Source organism: Ruegeria sp. BHSA162 (assembly GCF_059613385.1).
On sequence record NZ_JBXWSK010000026.1, the window covers coordinates 1 to 17,214 of the forward strand.

Consider the following 17,214-nt stretch of genomic DNA (forward strand, 5'->3'; position numbering starts at 1 on the left):
GTCAGGCCGTGCTCGAACGGACAAGTGTCCGGCTTTACGTCGAGGAGGCATCCTGATCCGCGGCCGTTTCATTGGAGCGATATTGGCGACAGCGGTGCTGGCGGCCGGGACGGCGACCGCCCAGACGGTCGATGCGGAATTCGAAGCCGCGGCCGAGGAAAGCTATGTCTGGGGTCTAGGGATCGTGGCGATGTACCGTTATTATTCCGGTATGGCGATTGCCGAAGATGGGCTGAACCAGCTTGTGCACACCCGCAGCTTCCTGAATCCGGGCGACAAGCCGGGGTCCGGTCCGAACGTGGATACGTATTATTCTTATGGGTGGTTTGACCTGAGCGACGGTCCCATCGTGGTGTCTCTGCCCGCGTTCGGGGAGCGGTACTACGTTTTTCAGATGAATGACATCTACGGGCGGAACTTTAAAAACGTCGGTAATGGCCTCTCGTCCGGATCGCCGCCGGAATATGACGGACCTTATGACTTCGTGCTGGTCCCACCCGGGTATCAGGGCGATGTGCCGGTAGATCTCGCCCGGGTGGACGCGCCTGGCCGATTGGTCAACGTTCTCTACCGCATCCGAGTTGAAGACGAGGCCACCGAAGGCGACGAGGCGCGCGCCTTGCAGGATGCCACGTTGACGCTTCCCCTGGCGGACTGGCTGGCCGGGGAACGCCGGTCAATGCGCACGCTGCCATCCGCACCACTCTCGGCGATCGAGGACGTTCTCGTCTTCTCCGAAGACGCCAGCGGCGCCGATCAGCGCAATCCTGCCTTCTTCGCGCAGGTCTCGAAGGTTCTGACCTACGATCCGCCGAGCGCGGAGTCCGACATTGCCTTCATGGCCGGCCCGCTTCAGGTCATAGGATTCGACGCGGACGGAGGCTTTGCCTGGGGCAGCCGGACGGACGCGGAACGCGCCGCGCTGCTCGATGCTCAGGAAGGCGGGTTTGACCGGGTGCAAGCCTTTATCCCGGAACGCGGCGAAAAGGTCGGCAGCGCGACGTTCACCTCGGGCGACGCTGGCAATTACGGCGACGACTACCTGCTGAGGGCCGCCATGGTGCTGGCCGGGGCCATGTATCCGACGACCGAGGTCAGCCGTTATGCCGATCTCTTCGAGGACGCGAACGGCGATCCGCTCTCGGGTGCGACCACCTATACGATGACGTTCGAACCGGACCAGCTTCCGCCGGTTACCGACTTCTGGTCGCTCACGATGTACAGCCTCGGCACCTACGACCTCGTCGCCAATCCAATCGACCGCTATTCCATCGGCCCTGCGACCGAGGGGCTGACACCAAATGCGGACGGCTCGGTCACGGTCACGGTCTCGAATCAGCAGCCGGAGGACCCGGAGGCAAACTGGCTTCCCGCGCCGGAGGGCGGTTTTTACGCGATGGTCCGCTTTTACGCCCCGACGCAAGAGGTGCTCGACCTCAGTTACCGCTTGCCCGACCTCGTGCCGCAATAAAGGCGGCGCGCTGCGACGCCCCAGCGTCACCGCAGATGCGGCTGGCGCGAAATCGGAAGCAGGCGCGAATCCGCTCCGGGCTCGGTGCAGTCATCTGACAAAAATCGTCGGATGTCTGAGGCGAGATGGTAAGCGGACATTCATTGACGTGAACTCTCTCCAACACCGTGCCGTTCAAAGACAAGTGTCAGACTTTTCTCCTACGCCCGATCTGACGATTTCCATCTCATCTGAGGCATAGGGCTTTAGCAGTTCAAAGGCCTCCGCGGCGCTGCCACCCAACCAGGCCTCATAATCACTAGGACGGAGTATGACTGGCATTCTCTGCGGATGTATTGGACGCACAATGTCATTCGCTGAGGTGGTTATCACTGTGTATGCTGGAACCTCTTCTCGCCCTTCTTTGCCATCGTATCGCGATACTTGCCACATCCCGGCAAACGCAAATGGTGGGCGAGCCCCGGAGCCCTTGAGCGCGAACCAGTGGTATGTGGCTGGATTGCGCCCTTGCGCCTCGCAGAACGAACTTGCAGGTACGAGACAACGGCGCTCTTCGAAGCTGTTCTTCCACAGCCCGCTCTTCAGGACCTTGTCGTCCCGCGCATTGTTCCAGGCATGAGGTTGCAGGATGGCGCCAGTCTTTTTTGATTTCTTGGTCGTTCGAAACCCCCAGGACAGAGACACGAGTTCACGCGCCCCGTCTTCGTCTTTCCTGACGATGGGCGCCATGTGCTTTGGGTAGATTGCTGGAAGCGGTTCCGCGTTTCCGAGCCTGTCTTTTTCTACAGCGACGTCGAATAGCTGCCGCATCGCATCTGCCGGGGTCGTATTCGAATAGAGGTTACACATTAATCTGCCTCACTTACCTCAGCCTCTCGGATAAATAGATGGCGAACAACAGTTCAGCCCACGATGACGAAAGCCACAGCTACGCTAATCCTGAATGCATTTGTACAGCATCCCTAGGAAATTTGAGAGAGAGACATAAATGCGACCTTACCTGGTGCGTCTATAGAGTGCGCAAATGATCGCAATTTGGCATCTATTGTGCTATACAAAAGATATACTTATCTCTTGGTGCCTTCACCTTCTGAGAACAGAGGAGTCCACTGTGCCAACACCTCTCTTCAAGCCCGGTCATTCTGGTAATCCGGGTGGGCGGCCCAAGCTGGATCCCGAGACAAGAAAGTTGATCCAGTCGAACGGCGAGATCGCTGTGAAACGCATGAACGATCTGTTGTCGATGGACGAACTCTTCAATCGCCGGGATGAGAATGGTGAATTTGTATCAGGAAAACTTTCGGGGAAAGAACAAATTGCCTTGCTGGCCTTAGCTCAGGACCGAGCATTCGGACGCGCTGATGGCGTTAGCATCACCCATACCCACAGCGGAACAGTCGGCATGAGCGTCAATCCAACACAGCGTCTCAAAGATATCAGCGACCGCCTTCCAGAGAGATTGGCTCAACAGAAGGTGATTGAGTCAAAACTGGATGACGACGAATAGTCTCCAACCATCACGTAGCTACTGCCGGGTTTAGAGGTTTGGGTTTGTGCCTACAGGCCATGCGCCCGCGCACGCAAGCCGCCTCGAGTTGACGACCCTATATTCTATTTGATATCGAAGGCGCCCTTTTCCAAAAAATTAGGAGGACCTGCATATGTGGGTAGCATTCTCGACGCCCGAGGGCTCGGGCTTTTTCTCTGCCGTTGCAAAGGATGAGGACGGCAAGACCAGCGGGCCGAACATCGGTTCTCGCGTCTGTCTGCGGTTCCGCCGCGCTCAGGACGCCGAACTTCTGCGCGATTATGGTATGGACGGCGAAGTGATCGAAACACCAGGCGGCGACTATCGCTTCCGGGCGTTCATTCCACGCAACCACCTCGTGATTGTGCTGATGAACCTGGGCGACCGAATGGCGTACCCCAATTTCAAGGACAGCATTCCCGAGGATTACATAGCACTCGCAAACGCATGCCAGGAGGCATGGGCAGTATTCGGCGATTTAAAGGAGGGTGGACCATACGGTGCAGGACAGTGATTGCACTGCCCTGACAATCGCTATATCAGGCGCCTCGTGGCTTTATTGTCGCCAAAAGCCACAAAACAGTGACGAGTGACGCCGAAACGTCCAAAAAAACTACTGTTTTCAGAACCTTAAATGGCGATACCCGCAACCGGGCGTTCAGTGGGCGCCAAACCGACGAGGAGAGCCAGACCATGGCCCTGGATTCAAAATCCGTCTCTCTTACCTTCCCCGATGGCAATTCCCGATCGTACGCGGCAGGCGTCACGCCGGCCGAGGTCGCTGCCGACATCTCCACCTCGCTGGCAAAAAAGGCCATCTCGGCCACCGTCAACGGCCAGCACTGGGACCTGCAGTGGCCCATCGAACAGGATGCCAAAATCGCCCTTCACACGATGAAGGACGAGGCTCAGGCCAACGAGCTGATCCGCCACGACTTCGCCCACGTGATGGCCCGCGCGGTGCAGGAAATCTGGCCCGACACCAAGGTCACCATCGGCCCGGTCATCGAAAACGGCTGGTATTACGACTTCGACCGCGCAGAACCCTTCACGCCCGAAGATCTCGGCCTCATCGAGAAAAAGATGAAAGAGATCATCAACAAGCGCGATCCCGTCACCACCGAGATCTGGGACCGCGAGCGTGCCATCGCGTTCTACAAGGCCAACAACGAGCCCTACAAGGTCGAACTGATCGAGGCGATTCCGGGTGACGAGCCGGTGCGCATGTATTGGCACGGCCATTGGCAGGATCTCTGCCGCGGCCCGCACCTGCAGCATACCGGCCAACTACCCGGCGACGCGTTCAAGCTGATGTCCATCGCCGGCGCCTACTGGCGTGGCGACAGCAACCGCCCGATGCTGCAGCGTATCTATGGCGTTGCCTTCACCGGCAAGGAAAAGCTCAAGGCGCACCTGCACATGCTGGAAGAGGCCGCCAAGCGCGACCACCGCAAGCTGGGCCGCGAGATGGACCTGTTCCACATGCAGGAAGAGGCCCCGGGCCAGATCTTCTGGCACCCCAACGGCTGGACCATCTACACCCAGCTTCAGGACTATATGCGGCGTGCCCAGCACCGCGGCGGCTATGTCGAGGTCAACACCCCTCAGGTGGTCGACCGCAAGCTGTGGGAACGCTCGGGCCACTGGGACAAGTACCAGGAAAACATGTTCATCGTCGAAGTTGACGAGGAACACGCCCGCGAAAAGGCAGTAAACGCGCTCAAACCGATGAACTGTCCGTGCCACGTGGAGATCTTCAAGCAGGGCCTGAAATCCTACCGCGACCTGCCGCTGCGCATGGCCGAGTTCGGATCCTGCGCGCGCTACGAACCCTCGGGCGCGCTGCATGGCATTATGCGGGTCCGGGGTTTTGCCCAGGACGACGCGCATATCTTCTCGACCGAGGACCAGATCGGCGACGAATGTGCCCGCTTCATCGGGTTTCTGACCGATGTCTACAAAGATCTGGGCTTTGACAGCTTCAAGGTCAAATTCTCGGATCGCCCCGAACAGCGCGCCGGCTCGGACGAGGTCTGGGACAAGGCCGAAGAAGCCCTGCTGACCGCCACCCGCGCTGCAGGGGTCGAGCCGGAACTGAACCCCGGCGAAGGCGCCTTCTATGGGCCGAAGCTGGAATTCGTCCTGACCGACGCGATCGGGCGTGACTGGCAGTGCGGCACCTTCCAGGTGGATTTCGTCCTGCCCGAACGGCTGGACGCCACCTATATCGGCGCTGATGGGTCCAAACACCGTCCGGTGATGCTGCACCGCGCCTGCCTGGGGTCGTTCGAACGGTTCATCGGCATTCTGATCGAAGAACACGCCGGCAAACTGCCGTTCTGGCTGGCGCCGCGCCAGGTCGTCGTGGCCTCGATCACCTCCGAGGCCGATGACTATGTTCTGGAAGTGGTCGAAACGCTCAAGGCTGCCGGTGTCCGGGCCGAGGCCGACATCCGCAACGAGAAAATCAACTACAAGGTCCGCGAACATTCCGTCGGCAAGGTGCCGGTGATCCTGGCCGTCGGCCACCGTGAGGTCGAAGAGCGCACAGTCAGCGTCCGCCGCCTGGGCGAGAAGCAGACCCAGGTCCAGCCGCTTGACGCTGTAACAAAAGAGCTGGCGCACGCGGCAACGCCCCCCGATCTTCTGTAACAATCGGCACAGTCTTGCCGCCAATCCGGCCCCCAGCACGGGGCCGGATTGAAACATTTCTGGATTTCCTAATTTATTACAATGTGTTAACTTGCAAGGGGCATTAACGCTCCCTGACACAGCCGTGAGACACGGGCTCGTGAATTCAACAGAGCAGTGTCAGCCGTTACCTTTGTCACTGTCACAAGCAGACATACGCAATCACGAAAAGGATTACCTGAGATGTCGAACACCGCCAAAACCCTCGTAATCGCAAGCGCCGTTGCCGCAGCCGTTGCGGGCTCTGCAACCACCGCCGCCGCTCAGGCCAAAGAAAAATGCTATGGCGTATCGCTGGCAGGCCAGAACGACTGCGCCGCCGGACCGGGCACCACGTGTGCCGGCACCTCGACCGTGGACTACCAAGGCAACGCCTGGACGTTGGTCGATGCAGGCACCTGCGCCGACATCGAGCTGCCCAAATCCGCGGACGGAACGCCCCGCAAAGGCTCGCTCGAGCCGCTGGAACGCGATCTGCCGGCATAAGGCACGGGAAGGAATGTCAGGGGCGGGCTAAACCAAACAGCCCGCCCTGTTTCTTGCTGAGAAGGATCACGCGATGTTGGATGACGCCCGCAGAATGCAACGGCTGCCCGCCGCGCCCGGGGTCGGCTACAAGCCGCAGCACTATGCCGAGATCCTTGACCAGCCCGGCCCGGTCAGTTGGCTGGAAATCCACGCCGAGAACTACATGGGCGACGGCGGCCGACCGCTGGCGCAGCTGCGTCACCTGTCCGAACGGTTCCCAATCTCGGTGCATGGCGTGGGCCTGTCCATCGGTGGCGAAGCCCCCTTGGACGCCGAGCATCTGGCCCGCCTGAAGCATCTTGTGGGCTGGCTGAACCCGGCCAGCTTTTCGGAACATCTGGCATGGTCCACGCATGACAGCCAGTTCCTGAACGATCTGCTGCCCCTGCCCTATACCGACGCCACACTGGCCCGCATCTGCGATCATATCGACCAGGTACAGCAGACGGTGGGCCGGCAGATGTTGCTGGAAAATCCCTCCAGCTATCTCGCTTTTACCGAAAGCACGTGGTCCGAACCCGACTTCTTGCGCGAGGTTGCGCGCCGGACCGGATGTGGCCTGCTGTTGGACGTCAACAACGTCTTCGTCTCGGCCACCAATCTGAATTACAGCCCGCGGGCCTATATTGACGCCTACCCTCTGGACCAGGTTGGCGAGATCCACCTGGGTGGCCATGACGAGGATCAGGACGATCACGGCCAACCCCTGCTGATCGACAGCCATGGCCGCGCCGTCGTCGATCCGGTCTGGGCGTTGCTGGATTATGTGCTCGACCAGTCGGGCCCCAAACCCGTGCTGATCGAATGGGACAATGACGTGCCCGACTGGCCCACCCTGCGCGCCGAGGCAGAACGCGCGCAATCCGCGCTGGACCGGATCCCGGCATGAGCGTCTCGCAATCAGAATTCCGGGCGGCCCTGCTGGACCCGACGGCTCCCGTGCCCGAGGGGTTGCTGGACGATCAGGCCCGCCCCGCCGGACGCCGCTTCAGCGTCTACCGCAACAACGTGGCCGTGTCGCTGACCGAGGCCATGCACCAGGCATTTCCGGTCATAACCAAGCTGCTGGGTCCGCAGAATATGGACGGTCTGGCCGGGATCTATCTGCGTCAGAACCCGCCTAGCTCTCCGCTGATGATGTTCTATGGCGAGAACTTCCCCGAATTCCTCGCCGACACCGAGCAACTGGCGCATCTTGGCTATCTGTCCGACGTGGCACGGCTGGAGTTGGCATTGCGCCGGTCCTACCACGCCGCCGACAGCCAACCGATCGCGCCCGACGCGCTGGCCGCCCTGCCGCCCGAAGACCTGATGCAGGCCCGGCTGGGCTTTGCCCCGGCCATGCAGTTGATCCGATCCGACTGGCCCATCCACTCCATCTGGCGGTTCAACACCGAAGACGGCGCGCCAAAGCCTCAGCCCGGTGCGCAGGACGTGCTGATCACGCGCCCCGAATTCGACCCGTCGCCACACCTGCTGCCGCCCGGCGGGGTCGACTGGATCACCGCCATGCAGGCCGGCCAGACCATTGGTCAGGCCTTCGAGGCAACCACCGCCCGGACTCCCGCGTTCGACCTGGGAACCACCCTGGCACTGCTGTTGCAGGGCAGTGCAATTACTTCAATGACTATCGAAAGGCCGGAAACATGACTGCCCTGATCTCTATGCATAATTCCGCACTTGGAAAGCTGGACCACGCCTCGAACTGGCTGACACCGACCGTGGCGCGGCTGACTTTCATAGCGGTTCTTCTGGTCTATTACTGGAACTCGGCCATAACCAAGCTGGGCAGCGGCTTTTTCGGGTTCCTGTTCCCCTCGGATGGGGCCTATGTCCAGATCTTCCCCAAGGCCATGGAGGCCGTCGGCTACGACAGCTCGCAGCTAGGGTTCTTTACCTGGCCCGTTGCCGTCGCCGGAACCTGGGCCGAGTTCATCCTGCCTGCGTTGCTGCTGGTGGGGCTGCTGACCCGCCTTGCCGCCCTGGGCATGATCGGGTTCGTCTGGGTCCAGACCTTCACCGATGTCACCGGGCACGGGGTCAAACTGGGTGGTCTGTTCGACAACACCATCACTCTGATGGATCAGCGGGTCATGTGGACCTTCCTGTTCGTGGTGATCGTGATCAACGGCGCGGGCCCACTCTCGCTCGACCGGGTCCTGCGCCTGAAATGATCTAGAAATGCGCTTTGGGTTCGTCCGGCTTGCCCGCGGCGATCCCAAGCAGCCCGGCGACGCCGGCGAAGGCAATCGGGAACATGGTGAACACGCCAAAGCCAAAGGCATAGTACATCCCCGCAGCGGAAATCAGCAGAAGCACTCCCGCCACCAGCGCACGCGCATGCGCCATGGCCCCCCCGGCAATCGCCAGCAACGGCGCCAAAAGCGATGCTGTCTTGATAAGCTGGGGGTTTTCCACCTGCTCTGCCAACCCCTCGATCTCGCCGTAACGATCCACAAGCTCGACAAACCCGTACCCAAAAAAACCGACGATCATTCCGACCAGACCGGCAATGACACCCAATATCATGGCTGCGTTTCGCATGAATTATTCCTGATTGTTGCGCCGGTTCAGATAGTCACCCGATCAAGCAATGCCAAGGGCTGCGCGGGTTTGCGGGGTCCAGCCCAGGAACAAGTGACCGTCACGTTCGATCAGCGGACGCTTCATCAGGGCAGGATGATCCGCCAGCAGTTCCAGCGGTGGTCGCGAGCGTTGATCGTCGTCCAATCCACGCCAGGTTGTCGAGCGGGTGTTGAGCAAGGCTTCGCCGAACTGGTCAAACGCTTTGGCCAGCACCTCCGAAGGAACACCCGCGCCTCGGACATCAATGAATTCGGCATCAGGCAGTGATTTCAGTGCCTTACGGCAGGTATCGCAGGTCTTCAGGCCAAAAAGGCGCATGATGTATCCACTCCGGTCGTTGCAGCAATTTCGGGCAAAACGAATAGGTTAACCCAGTATTCCTTGATTTTTTACTTCACCGTGCAATGTTGAAAAAGGCGAAACACACAATTTACGCCGTCTCGTTCGTTCGGAACTGCGTGGGTTTGTGGTCGCTTTGACTATGCCCTGCCGATTTGCTGGGTGACGCGCAAGGAGAAGGAGACACGGGAAATGCCAACCGGCACCGTGAAGTGGTTCAATACGACCAAAGGCTATGGTTTTATTGCCCCCGATGAAGGGGGCAAGGATGTGTTTGTTCATATCTCGGCCGTAGAACGATCCGGCCTGACCGGACTCGCCGACAATCAGAAAGTCTCGTACGAGTTGCAGGACGGACGTGACGGCCGCCAAATGGCGGCTGATTTGAAGCCATTGTAAAAGGGCCCGCCAACTGGCGGGTGCGACGAAACAAGGTCAACGGCCAATTGACAGGCCGTTGTCCACCCTCTTCCCGGATAGTCTAACCTCGCGTCGGGTCGGCCTCGATGCGGTTTGTCCAGTTATCGCCCATGGCCACAATGCAGGACGTCCCGGTCGCATAGGTTACGACAAGGGTCCAGTCACCGCGACGGCTGGTCCACACCTCCATGATCTGCTCGGGTCCCCGAACACCGGAGGCGGTCTGCTGCGCCCCGAATTGGTGGCGCAGTTTGTCATGCATCCGCGCCGTAGGCTCACAGATCACCTCAGCGATTGGCGACTTTGCGTAGGCCGGCTGGCACAGCAACAAAGCGATCGCCGCAGTTCTAAACATCAAGCTGAACGTCATGCCCAAAGTGTAACAGGATCATGACAATCCGAACAGGTGGCGATCAGCCTTCGCGGATCACCGCTTCGAACTCGCGCCATTCGCGCGCGGTCATGCCCGAGTTTTCCTGCGTCACCTGCTCGCCCCTCAGCATCCGACGCAGCGCTTCGACCATCTGTGCCGACAGGTTGACCGCACCCAGGCGATAGTCTTCGAACGCCTTGTACGCGAACGGTACCCAGTCGGCCACGATCTTGCACATGGTTTCGGCATAGACGCGGATTTCGTATTGCGCATGCGGATCTGCCCGCAGGCGCAGGAAGTGGAACAGATTGTGCAGGTCCACCTTCCAATACCACTGCGTGTAGATGTTTGCCGGCAGGTTCATCCGCGCCAGTTCGCGCGCCAGACCCTGCTGGCCATCCTGGCCGATCATCGCTTCGTAATTGTCGTAGCAGCGGGCGCTGTCGGCCTTGAGAATGTCCAGCACGCGCGCAGCCTCTTCGCTCTGCAGCGCCTCGCCTCGCCCCTGATTGTTGATCGCTGATTGCGCAGCCAATTGATCCGGCGCGGGAATGTAGAATTCCCGGTCAAGGATCGAATAACGGGCCGAGTATTCGTTCACGTTCGCCGTGCGGTGGCGGATCCACTGACGAGCCACGAAGACCGGCAGTTTCACGTGCAGTTTCACTTCGCACATCTCGAACGGGGTCGAATGCCAGTGGCGCATCAGGTAGCGGATCAACCCCTCGTCATTCTGTACGGACTTCGTACCTTTGCCGTAGGACACGCGGGCCGCTTGGCAGATCGCAGCATCATCGCCCATATAGTCGATGACCCGCACGAACCCGTGGTCCAGAACAGGATGCGCAGTGTAGAGGTGCTGTTCCATACCCGGAGCCACAACACGGCGGGTCGACTGCGTTTGTGCGCGTTGCTCTTCGATCTCGGCCAGTTGTTCGGCGGACAGCGGCATGGACATACCTCGTTTTTGAAATGAGTCGCCGACCACTATATATCGGCAACATCAGCACTGAAACCGCCATATGTGTGCTGCGTCACGCATTTTTCGGTTTCTCTGCGACCGCCCCCTCGACACGCCCCTGCAGCGCGCTAAGCTGCACACAATCATCAACACCGAAAGGATCGCCGAGATGGGGCTGAGATACCTCCACACCATGGTGCGCGTGAAGGATTTGGAAGAATCCATGGCCTTCTACAAGCTGCTGGGACTCCAGGAAACCCGCCGTTACGACAGCGAGGAAGGGCGGTTTTCGCTGATCTTCATGGCCCCTCCGGGTCAGGAGGACAGGCCGATCGAGCTGACATGGAACTGGGATGGCGATGAGGGTTTGCCAAGCGACAGCCGCCATTTCGGCCACCTGGCCTATGGGGTCGACAACATTTACGAGACCTGTCAGCACCTTGCCGACAATGGTGTCGTCATCAACCGCCCTCCGCGCGATGGGCGCATGGCGTTCGTACGCTCGCCTGACAACATTTCGGTTGAACTGCTGCAGAATGGCGATGCCCTGCCCCCGGCCGAACCTTGGGCCAGCATGGAAAGCACCGGCCACTGGTGATCCGCTGGCTGACAGGATTGGGGCTGGCCGTTCTGGCCAGCTCTGCTGAGGCCCAAAACTGCCGGCTGGCCTTGGCGCTTGCCTTGGACATCTCCGTTTCGGTCGACGCCAAAGAAGACGCCCTGCAGCGGCAGGGCCTAGCTTCAGCCCTGATCGCTCCTGAAGTCCGGAAAGCGTTCTTTTCCTCGCCGCTGCCCGTAGCCCTGACGGTTTATGAGTGGAGCGGTCGCGACGCCCAGTACATCGTCCTTCCCTGGCGCCTGATCGAGACCGAGGCTGATCTGCTTGTTGCAGCGACACAGGTGAGCGAGTCCCAAAGATCTGACAGCGGCTCGGCCACTGCCATGGGATATGCCCTGGCTTTCGGGGCCTCTCTGATGGAGCAGGCTCCGCAATGCCTGTTTCAAACGATTGACCTGTCCGGGGACGGCTCGAACAATGACGGCTACGGTCCGCAGATCGCCTATCGCCACTTTCCCTTCGACCGCATAACCGTGAATGGGTTGGTCATAAATGCGGCGGATTTCGAAGGGGAGCTGTTCCTCATCCCGTTTTTTGAGAACAACGTCTTGCATGGGCCAAACGCCTTTTTGGAAATCGCGCAAGGGTTCGAAGACTTTGAGCGCGCCATGCGACGCAAGCTGGAACGGGAATTGACCAGCCTTCAGGTCGGCGCGTTGGGGCGCAACGCAAAATGATTACCCGTGCGCTGGCTCTGTGTTGTTTGGCCTTGGGCAGCCCGGCCGCTGCTCAATGCCGGCAAGCCCTGGCGCTTGGGTTGGATGTTTCAGGCTCAGTCGACAGCAACGAATACCGACTTCAATTGAACGGCTTGGCCGCTGCATTGCAACGGCCGGAGGTGGAACGGCTGATCCTGTCGAATCCCGAAGCCCCCGTTCGGATCGCCGTTTTCGAATGGAGCGAAGCAGGTTTCCAGCGGCTGTTGGTCGGCTGGACCGACATTCGGTCCCCGACCGATTTGTCCGGGATTGCGCAACGTCTGCAATCCACGCGTCGGTCATCGGCACCTCAGGGCACAGCGGTGGGGTCTGCCATGCAGTACGGGGCTGATTTGTTGGATGCCCAAGCCGCCTGCTTGAAGCGGACGCTGGACCTCTCAGGAGATGGCAAGCACAATGTCGGCCTCCATCCCAGAGAAGCTAAAGCCCAACTGCAGGCAACCGGCATCACGATCAATGGGCTCGTGATCGGAGCCGATGATCCCAGCACCGGGGACAAGCGGTATGTGCAAATCGGAGAGTTGTCGGCCTATTACAACGCTTGGGTCATTCTGGGGCCCGGAGCCTTCGTCGAAACCGCTTTGGGATTTGAAGCCTACGAAGACGCGATGACGCGCAAGCTGATCAGAGAGCTGGATTCGCTGACCCTGTCCCAAGTTTTGCCATTGAACGGCGGTAGTCAGTAGATGTACCGGATCTGATCCGTCCAATACCGTTCAACCCGGCGCAAAGCGCTGGTAATCTCTTCGATCCCTTCGATGCCAAGGACACCTTTGGCCTGTAGCCCTTCGGCGTGCCGCGAGAAGAGATCGGCCACGATGTCACGGATTTCCCGCCCCCGAGGTGTCAGACGCACCCGCACCGAACGTCGGTCAATCTCGCATCTCTGGTGATGCATGAACCCCATCTCGACCAGTTTCTTGAGGTTGTAACTGACATTGCTGCCTTGATAATAGCCGCGGCTTTTGAGTTCACCGGCAGTCACCTCGTGGTCACCGATGTTGAACAGCAGCAGCGCCTGCACCGCGTTGATTTCCAGAACGCCGACCCGCTCGAACTCGTCCTTTATGACGTCCAGAAGCAACCGATGCAGACGTTCAACCAATGCCAGCGCCTCAAGATAGCTGGACATGAACCCCTTGGTTCCGGGTGCGGAGACCTGCAATTCCAAACTCATCCAATCCTCCGATTCAATCGCGCCGCTCAGGAAACTTTGACGCAAAATTCCGAAGAATCGGTTAAGTCTGTTTTCCCATTACTTTTGAAATACTTGCGAGATATCGAAGATCATGCTCGTGTAGTGTTCAGGGGCGGCGACCTGCCCGGTTACCCATTGGTAGAGGTCCTGATCGTTTTCGTGCAACAAAGCTTCGTACAGGTCCAATTCGGCCTCAGACATCCGCTCAAGCCGCTGGTCGGCATAGGCGGACAGAATTATGTCCATTTCCTTGATGCCGCGCCGCATCGACCGCATCTTCAGCCGCTTGATCCGGATGTCGTTCATTCGCCTTTCTCCAGCTTCAGCCGCAGCATTTTTTCGACCCGCGCAAGGCGCTCGGAACTGGCGCGCATCTCGCCTCGGATGGCGCGCAACTCCGCGACCAGCGGTGCCAGCTCCATATCCGCGGCTTCCGCGATATCCGGAGCATCCATGCCCTCGCCTTCACCGGTTAGCAGCCACATGATCGACACGTTCAACATACCTGCCATCATCGACAGCTTGTTGGCGCGCGGTTCTGACAGGTCATTCTCCCAGGCCACCACAGTGGACTTCTTGACACCCAGCCGGCGGGCCAGTTGGGTCTGGGTCATACCGGCGGCTTCGCGCGCGCCGGCCACGCGGTCTCCGAATGTCGCGGCCTCGGGTCCGAACCAGTCGGTTTCGTCGCTCATCAAACTCTCCAGTTCTTCAAAAGCATATCGCTTGATCGTGTTTCGGCGGCACCCTATGACAGTCCTGAGCAACATACAAACCGGGGCCCGCCATGAGCTTTCTGTCTGCGACACTGTCGCGCGTCAAACCTTCGCCGACCATTGCCATGACGGCCAAAGCCGCCGAGTTGAAGGCCGCCGGACGTGACGTCATCGGCCTTAGCGCAGGTGAGCCCGATTTCGACACGCCGCAGAACATCAAGGACGCAGCCGTTGCCGCAATCGCCGCCGGTAAAACGAAATACACCGCGCCTGACGGCATTCCCGAGCTGAAACAGGCCGCTTGCGCCAAGATGAAACGTGACCACGGGCTGGACTACACGCCCGCACAGATCTCGGTCGGAACAGGTGGCAAGCAGACGCTGTACAATGCGCTGATGGCGACGATGAATCCGGGCGACGAAGTTATCATTCCCGCCCCCTACTGGGTCAGCTATCCGGACATGGTGCTGCTTGCGGGCGGTTCGCCTGTCGTGGTTGAGACCACACTGGAAAACAGCTTTAAGCTGACCCCAGACCAGTTGGAAGCCGCAATCACGCCAAACACCAAATGGTTCATCTTCAACTCGCCGTCGAACCCGACCGGCGCAGGGTACAGCCGCGCCGAGCTCAAGGCTCTGACCGATGTTCTGATGCAGCATCCTCATGTCTGGATCATGTCGGACGACATGTATGAACACCTCGCCTATGACGGGTTTGAGTTCTGCACGCCAGCCGAAGTCGAACCCGGGCTGTATGATCGCACGCTCACGTGCAACGGTGTCTCCAAGGCCTATGCCATGACCGGCTGGCGTATCGGCTATGCCGCAGGCCCTGTCGAGCTGATCGCGGCCATGCGCAAGATCCAGTCGCAATCCACGTCGAACCCTTGCTCGATCAGCCAGTGGGCCGCGGTCGAGGCCCTGAACGGCACCCAAGACTTCCTTGCCCCGAACAATGAAACTTTCAAACGCCGACGCGATCTTGTGGTCGGGATGCTGAACCAGATTGACGGCATCACCTGCCCCACTCCCGAGGGCGCATTCTACGTCTATCCGTCCATCGCCGGGTTGATCGGCAAGACCACGCCGGCCGGCACGGTCATCGACACCGACGAGGCCTTCGCGACTGCCCTATTGGAGGAAGCCGACGTAGCCGTAGTTTTTGGAGCGGCGTTCGGCCTCAGCCCCAATTTCCGCGTCAGCTACGCGACTTCAGACGAAGCCTTGACCGAGGCCTGCACCCGCATCCAGCGGTTCTGCGCGTCCCTGAGCTAAGACCGAGGTTCAACATGTCCGCAGCACTGCCCGAATATTACTTTCGCGTCCGCGAGAACGGCGCGGTCGTGTTCAAGATCGACACGGAGAACCGGCAGCGCCGGATCGAAATGGACCAGATCGCGGTGATCAACATCCGCAACGGCGAGGTCAAGCCGCATGGTCAGGGTACCCTGACCGAAGCGGACAAAACCGAAATCGCCCGTTGGATGGACGAACGCAAAGCCCTGCTTGCGCGGCGCGACGTCGACGACATCCACCGCACGATCGATCACCTGAACCTGACCACGCAATGGGCCCAGTCCAAGGCGACCGATACCCAATTGGAAGACATCACGGACCGGTTGCTGCTGGCGATGCACGACTTGCGCACGGTACTGGTGCGCAAGAAGGCCGACCGGCTGGAGAAGGGTTGAGCCTGGCGGTTGTCGCTACGCGGCGGGCGCACCTACCACGCGGACGGATCGCAGCCAGAACCGTCCCATCAGCATGACCGCCGCGCAGGCAAGGCCCAGAACAAGGCCAAGCCAGACTCCGATCCCGGCCATGCCTTGCACGAAACCAAAGTAGTAGGATGCGGGGATCCCCACGACCCAATAGCTGAGGCCTGCCATAACCATGGGCACCTTGGCGTCTTGCAACCCGCGCAGAAGGCCCAGAGCGATTACCTGCGCGCCGTCCACCAGCTGGAACAGGGCCGCCATGGCCAGCAGACCGGTCCCGATGGCCAGAATCTGGGGACGCTGCGGGTCGTCCGGTTCGACAAATACCGAGATGAGCGGCTCGGCGCAGGTCAGGAACAGGATGATTGTCAGCACGGACACCACAAGGGACATGCCCGTGACCGCGATTGCGCCTTTCTCGAGATGCGGTCGATCCTTGCGCCCCAGCGCATTGCCGGCCCGGATCGTTGCTGCATTCGACAGGCCCAGATGCACCATGAAAGTGGCCGAGGCCAGGTTCAGCGCAATCCCGTGCGCCGCCAGCGGCACCTGTCCGATCCAACCCATCATGAAGGCGGACATGGCGAACAGAGACACTTCGGCCAACAAGGTCAGACCGATGGGCACACCCAGCTTCAGGACGCTCAGCAACATTTCCCAATCCGGGCGCCAGAACCGCTGGAACAGGTTATGCTCCGGCAGGACTTTCACCGCGTAAATGATCACCGCCACCAGCGACACGGTCTGCGTGACCACCGACGCAATCGCGGCACCCATCACGCCCAGTTCCGGCGCGCCCCAGTTGCCGAAGATCAGCGCATAATTCGTAAGTCCATTGACCACTGCCGCCGCGACGGTAATCCACAGCACGATCTGCGTGCGCTCCAGAGCGGCCAGATAGGATTTAAGAACCATCACCACCAGCGCCGGGAACAGGCCCCAGCCCGCAACCCGCAGATACTCGGACGCGGTTTGCGCCACTTGTGGATCCTGATCCGTGGCGATCAGAATCGGGTAGGACCACCACAGCAGCGGCATGATCAGCATGCCATACAGCAGCGACAGCCACAGACCCATTCGGGTGCTGCGGCGAATGCTGGTTTCATCCTCCTCTGCGGCCGCGGTCGCGACCATCGGCATGACGGCCAGGCCAAATCCGCCTCCGAAAAGAAACAGAACAAAGTAAAAGCTGCTGGCCAGCGTCACCGCGGCCAGTGCCTCGACGCCATACCAGCCCAGCATGATCGTATCCGTCAGGCCAATGGCGAATTGCGCCAGATGACCACCGATCAACGGCAGCCCCAGCACAGCAATGGCCCGGAAATGGGCGGGATATGTCATGACCTTT

23 protein-coding genes are annotated in these 17,214 nt (G+C 59.9%); 14 read left to right on the plus strand and 9 right to left on the minus strand.

All coding sequences use genetic code 11. The annotated features are described in order from the left end of the window. Nucleotides 1–1,471, plus strand: a 1,471-nt coding sequence (locus AC2FM5_RS09600; protein ID WP_496735239.1) for a DUF1254 domain-containing protein, incomplete at its 5' end; no start/stop codon positions are given. A gap of 174 nt (nt 1,472–1,645) precedes the next feature. On the opposite strand, the gene AC2FM5_RS09605 is transcribed toward AC2FM5_RS09600, so the two are convergent. Beyond that, a complete protein-coding gene (locus AC2FM5_RS09605; RefSeq protein ID WP_496735241.1) occupies nt 1,646–2,320 on the minus strand; it encodes an SOS response-associated peptidase in 675 nt (224 codons plus the stop codon). A 376-nt stretch (nt 2,321–2,696) separates the two neighbouring features. On the opposite strand from AC2FM5_RS09605, the gene AC2FM5_RS09610 reads away from it, so the two are divergent. The 7 genes from AC2FM5_RS09610 to AC2FM5_RS09640 all read left to right on the plus strand — a co-directional run bounded on the left by AC2FM5_RS09610 (nt 2,697) and on the right by AC2FM5_RS09640 (nt 8,392). Then, nucleotides 2,697–2,978 carry a hypothetical protein gene (locus AC2FM5_RS09610; protein ID WP_496735243.1) on the plus strand — a complete coding sequence of 94 codons (282 nt, stop codon included), beginning with the start codon at nt 2,697–2,699 and terminating at the stop codon, nt 2,976–2,978. Nucleotides 2,979–3,132: 154 nt separating this feature from the next. Next, nucleotides 3,133–3,513 carry a hypothetical protein gene (locus AC2FM5_RS09615; protein WP_496735245.1) on the plus strand — a complete coding sequence of 127 codons (381 nt, stop codon included), beginning with the start codon at nt 3,133–3,135 and terminating at the stop codon, nt 3,511–3,513. A 179-nt stretch (nt 3,514–3,692) separates the two neighbouring features. After that, nucleotides 3,693–5,651, plus strand: coding sequence for a threonine--tRNA ligase (gene thrS / locus AC2FM5_RS09620; protein ID WP_496735247.1), 1,959 nt, complete (start codon nt 3,693–3,695; stop codon nt 5,649–5,651). 222 nt (nt 5,652–5,873) lie between these two features. Further along, on the plus strand, nt 5,874–6,176 hold the full coding sequence (locus AC2FM5_RS09625) for a BufA1 family periplasmic bufferin-type metallophore (RefSeq protein WP_005982123.1): 303 nt from the start codon (nt 5,874–5,876) through the stop codon (nt 6,174–6,176). Between the two features lie 73 nt (nt 6,177–6,249). Beyond that, nucleotides 6,250–7,107: an MNIO family bufferin maturase gene (gene bufB, locus AC2FM5_RS09630; protein ID WP_496735250.1), complete on the plus strand. Its 858-nt coding sequence runs from the start codon at nt 6,250–6,252 to the stop codon at nt 7,105–7,107. Next, on the plus strand, nt 7,104–7,868 hold the full coding sequence (locus AC2FM5_RS09635) for an HvfC/BufC family peptide modification chaperone (protein ID WP_496735252.1): 765 nt from the start codon (nt 7,104–7,106) through the stop codon (nt 7,866–7,868). The genes bufB and AC2FM5_RS09635 overlap by 4 nt, the downstream gene beginning before the upstream one ends. Beyond that, on the plus strand, nt 7,865–8,392 hold the full coding sequence (locus tag AC2FM5_RS09640; RefSeq protein ID WP_496735254.1) for a DoxX family membrane protein: 528 nt from the start codon (nt 7,865–7,867) through the stop codon (nt 8,390–8,392). Before AC2FM5_RS09635 ends, AC2FM5_RS09640 begins: the two co-directional genes overlap by 4 nt. Nucleotide 8,393: 1 nt before the next feature. On the opposite strand, the gene AC2FM5_RS09645 is transcribed toward AC2FM5_RS09640, so the two are convergent. Together AC2FM5_RS09645 and AC2FM5_RS09650 are read right to left on the minus strand one after the other, a co-directional pair. Continuing rightward, complete coding sequence (locus AC2FM5_RS09645; RefSeq protein WP_170358498.1) at nt 8,394–8,762, minus strand: hypothetical protein; 369 nt, start codon at nt 8,760–8,762, stop codon at nt 8,394–8,396. 42 nt (nt 8,763–8,804) lie between these two features. Continuing rightward, nucleotides 8,805–9,122 (minus strand): ArsC/Spx/MgsR family protein, encoded by a 318-nt coding sequence (locus AC2FM5_RS09650; protein ID WP_093962565.1) that lies wholly within the window; start codon nt 9,120–9,122, stop codon nt 8,805–8,807. Nucleotides 9,123–9,335: 213 nt separating this feature from the next. On the opposite strand from AC2FM5_RS09650, the gene AC2FM5_RS09655 reads away from it, so the two are divergent. Next, nucleotides 9,336–9,542 carry a cold-shock protein gene (locus AC2FM5_RS09655; protein WP_008758035.1) on the plus strand — a complete coding sequence of 69 codons (207 nt, stop codon included), beginning with the start codon at nt 9,336–9,338 and terminating at the stop codon, nt 9,540–9,542. A gap of 82 nt (nt 9,543–9,624) precedes the next feature. On the opposite strand, the gene AC2FM5_RS09660 is transcribed toward AC2FM5_RS09655, so the two are convergent. Then, complete coding sequence (locus AC2FM5_RS09660) at nt 9,625–9,933, minus strand: hypothetical protein (RefSeq protein ID WP_496735257.1); 309 nt, start codon at nt 9,931–9,933, stop codon at nt 9,625–9,627. A gap of 43 nt (nt 9,934–9,976) precedes the next feature. Beyond that, nucleotides 9,977–10,888 carry an FAD-dependent thymidylate synthase gene (gene thyX, locus AC2FM5_RS09665; protein ID WP_496735259.1) on the minus strand — a complete coding sequence of 304 codons (912 nt, stop codon included), beginning with the start codon at nt 10,886–10,888 and terminating at the stop codon, nt 9,977–9,979. 178 nt (nt 10,889–11,066) lie between these two features. Between thyX and AC2FM5_RS09670 the strand changes: the two genes are divergently transcribed. Genes AC2FM5_RS09670 through AC2FM5_RS09680 form a run of 3 tightly spaced genes read left to right on the plus strand, consistent with a single transcriptional unit; the run spans nt 11,067 to nt 12,921 of the window. Next, nucleotides 11,067–11,495 carry a VOC family protein gene (locus tag AC2FM5_RS09670; RefSeq protein ID WP_170529062.1) on the plus strand — a complete coding sequence of 143 codons (429 nt, stop codon included), beginning with the start codon at nt 11,067–11,069 and terminating at the stop codon, nt 11,493–11,495. Beyond that, nucleotides 11,492–12,193 (plus strand): DUF1194 domain-containing protein, encoded by a 702-nt coding sequence (locus AC2FM5_RS09675; RefSeq protein ID WP_170435053.1) that lies wholly within the window; start codon nt 11,492–11,494, stop codon nt 12,191–12,193. Before AC2FM5_RS09670 ends, AC2FM5_RS09675 begins: the two co-directional genes overlap by 4 nt. After that, nucleotides 12,190–12,921 carry a DUF1194 domain-containing protein gene (locus AC2FM5_RS09680; RefSeq protein WP_496735261.1) on the plus strand — a complete coding sequence of 244 codons (732 nt, stop codon included), beginning with the start codon at nt 12,190–12,192 and terminating at the stop codon, nt 12,919–12,921. Before AC2FM5_RS09675 ends, AC2FM5_RS09680 begins: the two co-directional genes overlap by 4 nt. Here AC2FM5_RS09680 and AC2FM5_RS09685 read toward each other — a convergent pair. The 3 genes from AC2FM5_RS09685 to AC2FM5_RS09695 form a co-directional block, all read right to left on the minus strand. Next, nucleotides 12,915–13,412, minus strand: a complete 498-nt coding sequence (locus AC2FM5_RS09685; protein WP_170363092.1) for a MarR family winged helix-turn-helix transcriptional regulator — start codon at nt 13,410–13,412, stop codon at nt 12,915–12,917. The two genes, AC2FM5_RS09680 and AC2FM5_RS09685, sit on opposite strands and share 7 nt — an antisense overlap. Nucleotides 13,413–13,490: 78 nt before the next feature. After that, nucleotides 13,491–13,739, minus strand: coding sequence for a succinate dehydrogenase assembly factor 2 (locus AC2FM5_RS09690; protein WP_170443255.1), 249 nt, complete (start codon nt 13,737–13,739; stop codon nt 13,491–13,493). Then, on the minus strand, nt 13,736–14,128 hold the full coding sequence (locus tag AC2FM5_RS09695) for a helix-turn-helix domain-containing protein (protein WP_496735264.1): 393 nt from the start codon (nt 14,126–14,128) through the stop codon (nt 13,736–13,738). Before AC2FM5_RS09695 ends, AC2FM5_RS09690 begins: the two co-directional genes overlap by 4 nt. A 92-nt stretch (nt 14,129–14,220) precedes the next feature. Here AC2FM5_RS09695 and AC2FM5_RS09700 point away from each other — a divergent pair, with 92 nt between their 5' ends. Continuing rightward, nucleotides 14,221–15,423, plus strand: a complete 1,203-nt coding sequence (locus AC2FM5_RS09700; protein WP_170366516.1) for a pyridoxal phosphate-dependent aminotransferase — start codon at nt 14,221–14,223, stop codon at nt 15,421–15,423. Nucleotides 15,424–15,437: 14 nt separating this feature from the next. After that, on the plus strand, nt 15,438–15,839 hold the full coding sequence (locus tag AC2FM5_RS09705; RefSeq protein ID WP_093962573.1) for a hypothetical protein: 402 nt from the start codon (nt 15,438–15,440) through the stop codon (nt 15,837–15,839). Between the two features lie 15 nt (nt 15,840–15,854). Here AC2FM5_RS09705 and AC2FM5_RS09710 read toward each other — a convergent pair whose 3' ends face one another. Next, nucleotides 15,855–17,207, minus strand: a complete 1,353-nt coding sequence (locus AC2FM5_RS09710) for an MATE family efflux transporter (RefSeq protein WP_170358487.1) — start codon at nt 17,205–17,207, stop codon at nt 15,855–15,857. Nucleotides 17,208–17,214 lie beyond the last annotated feature (7 nt).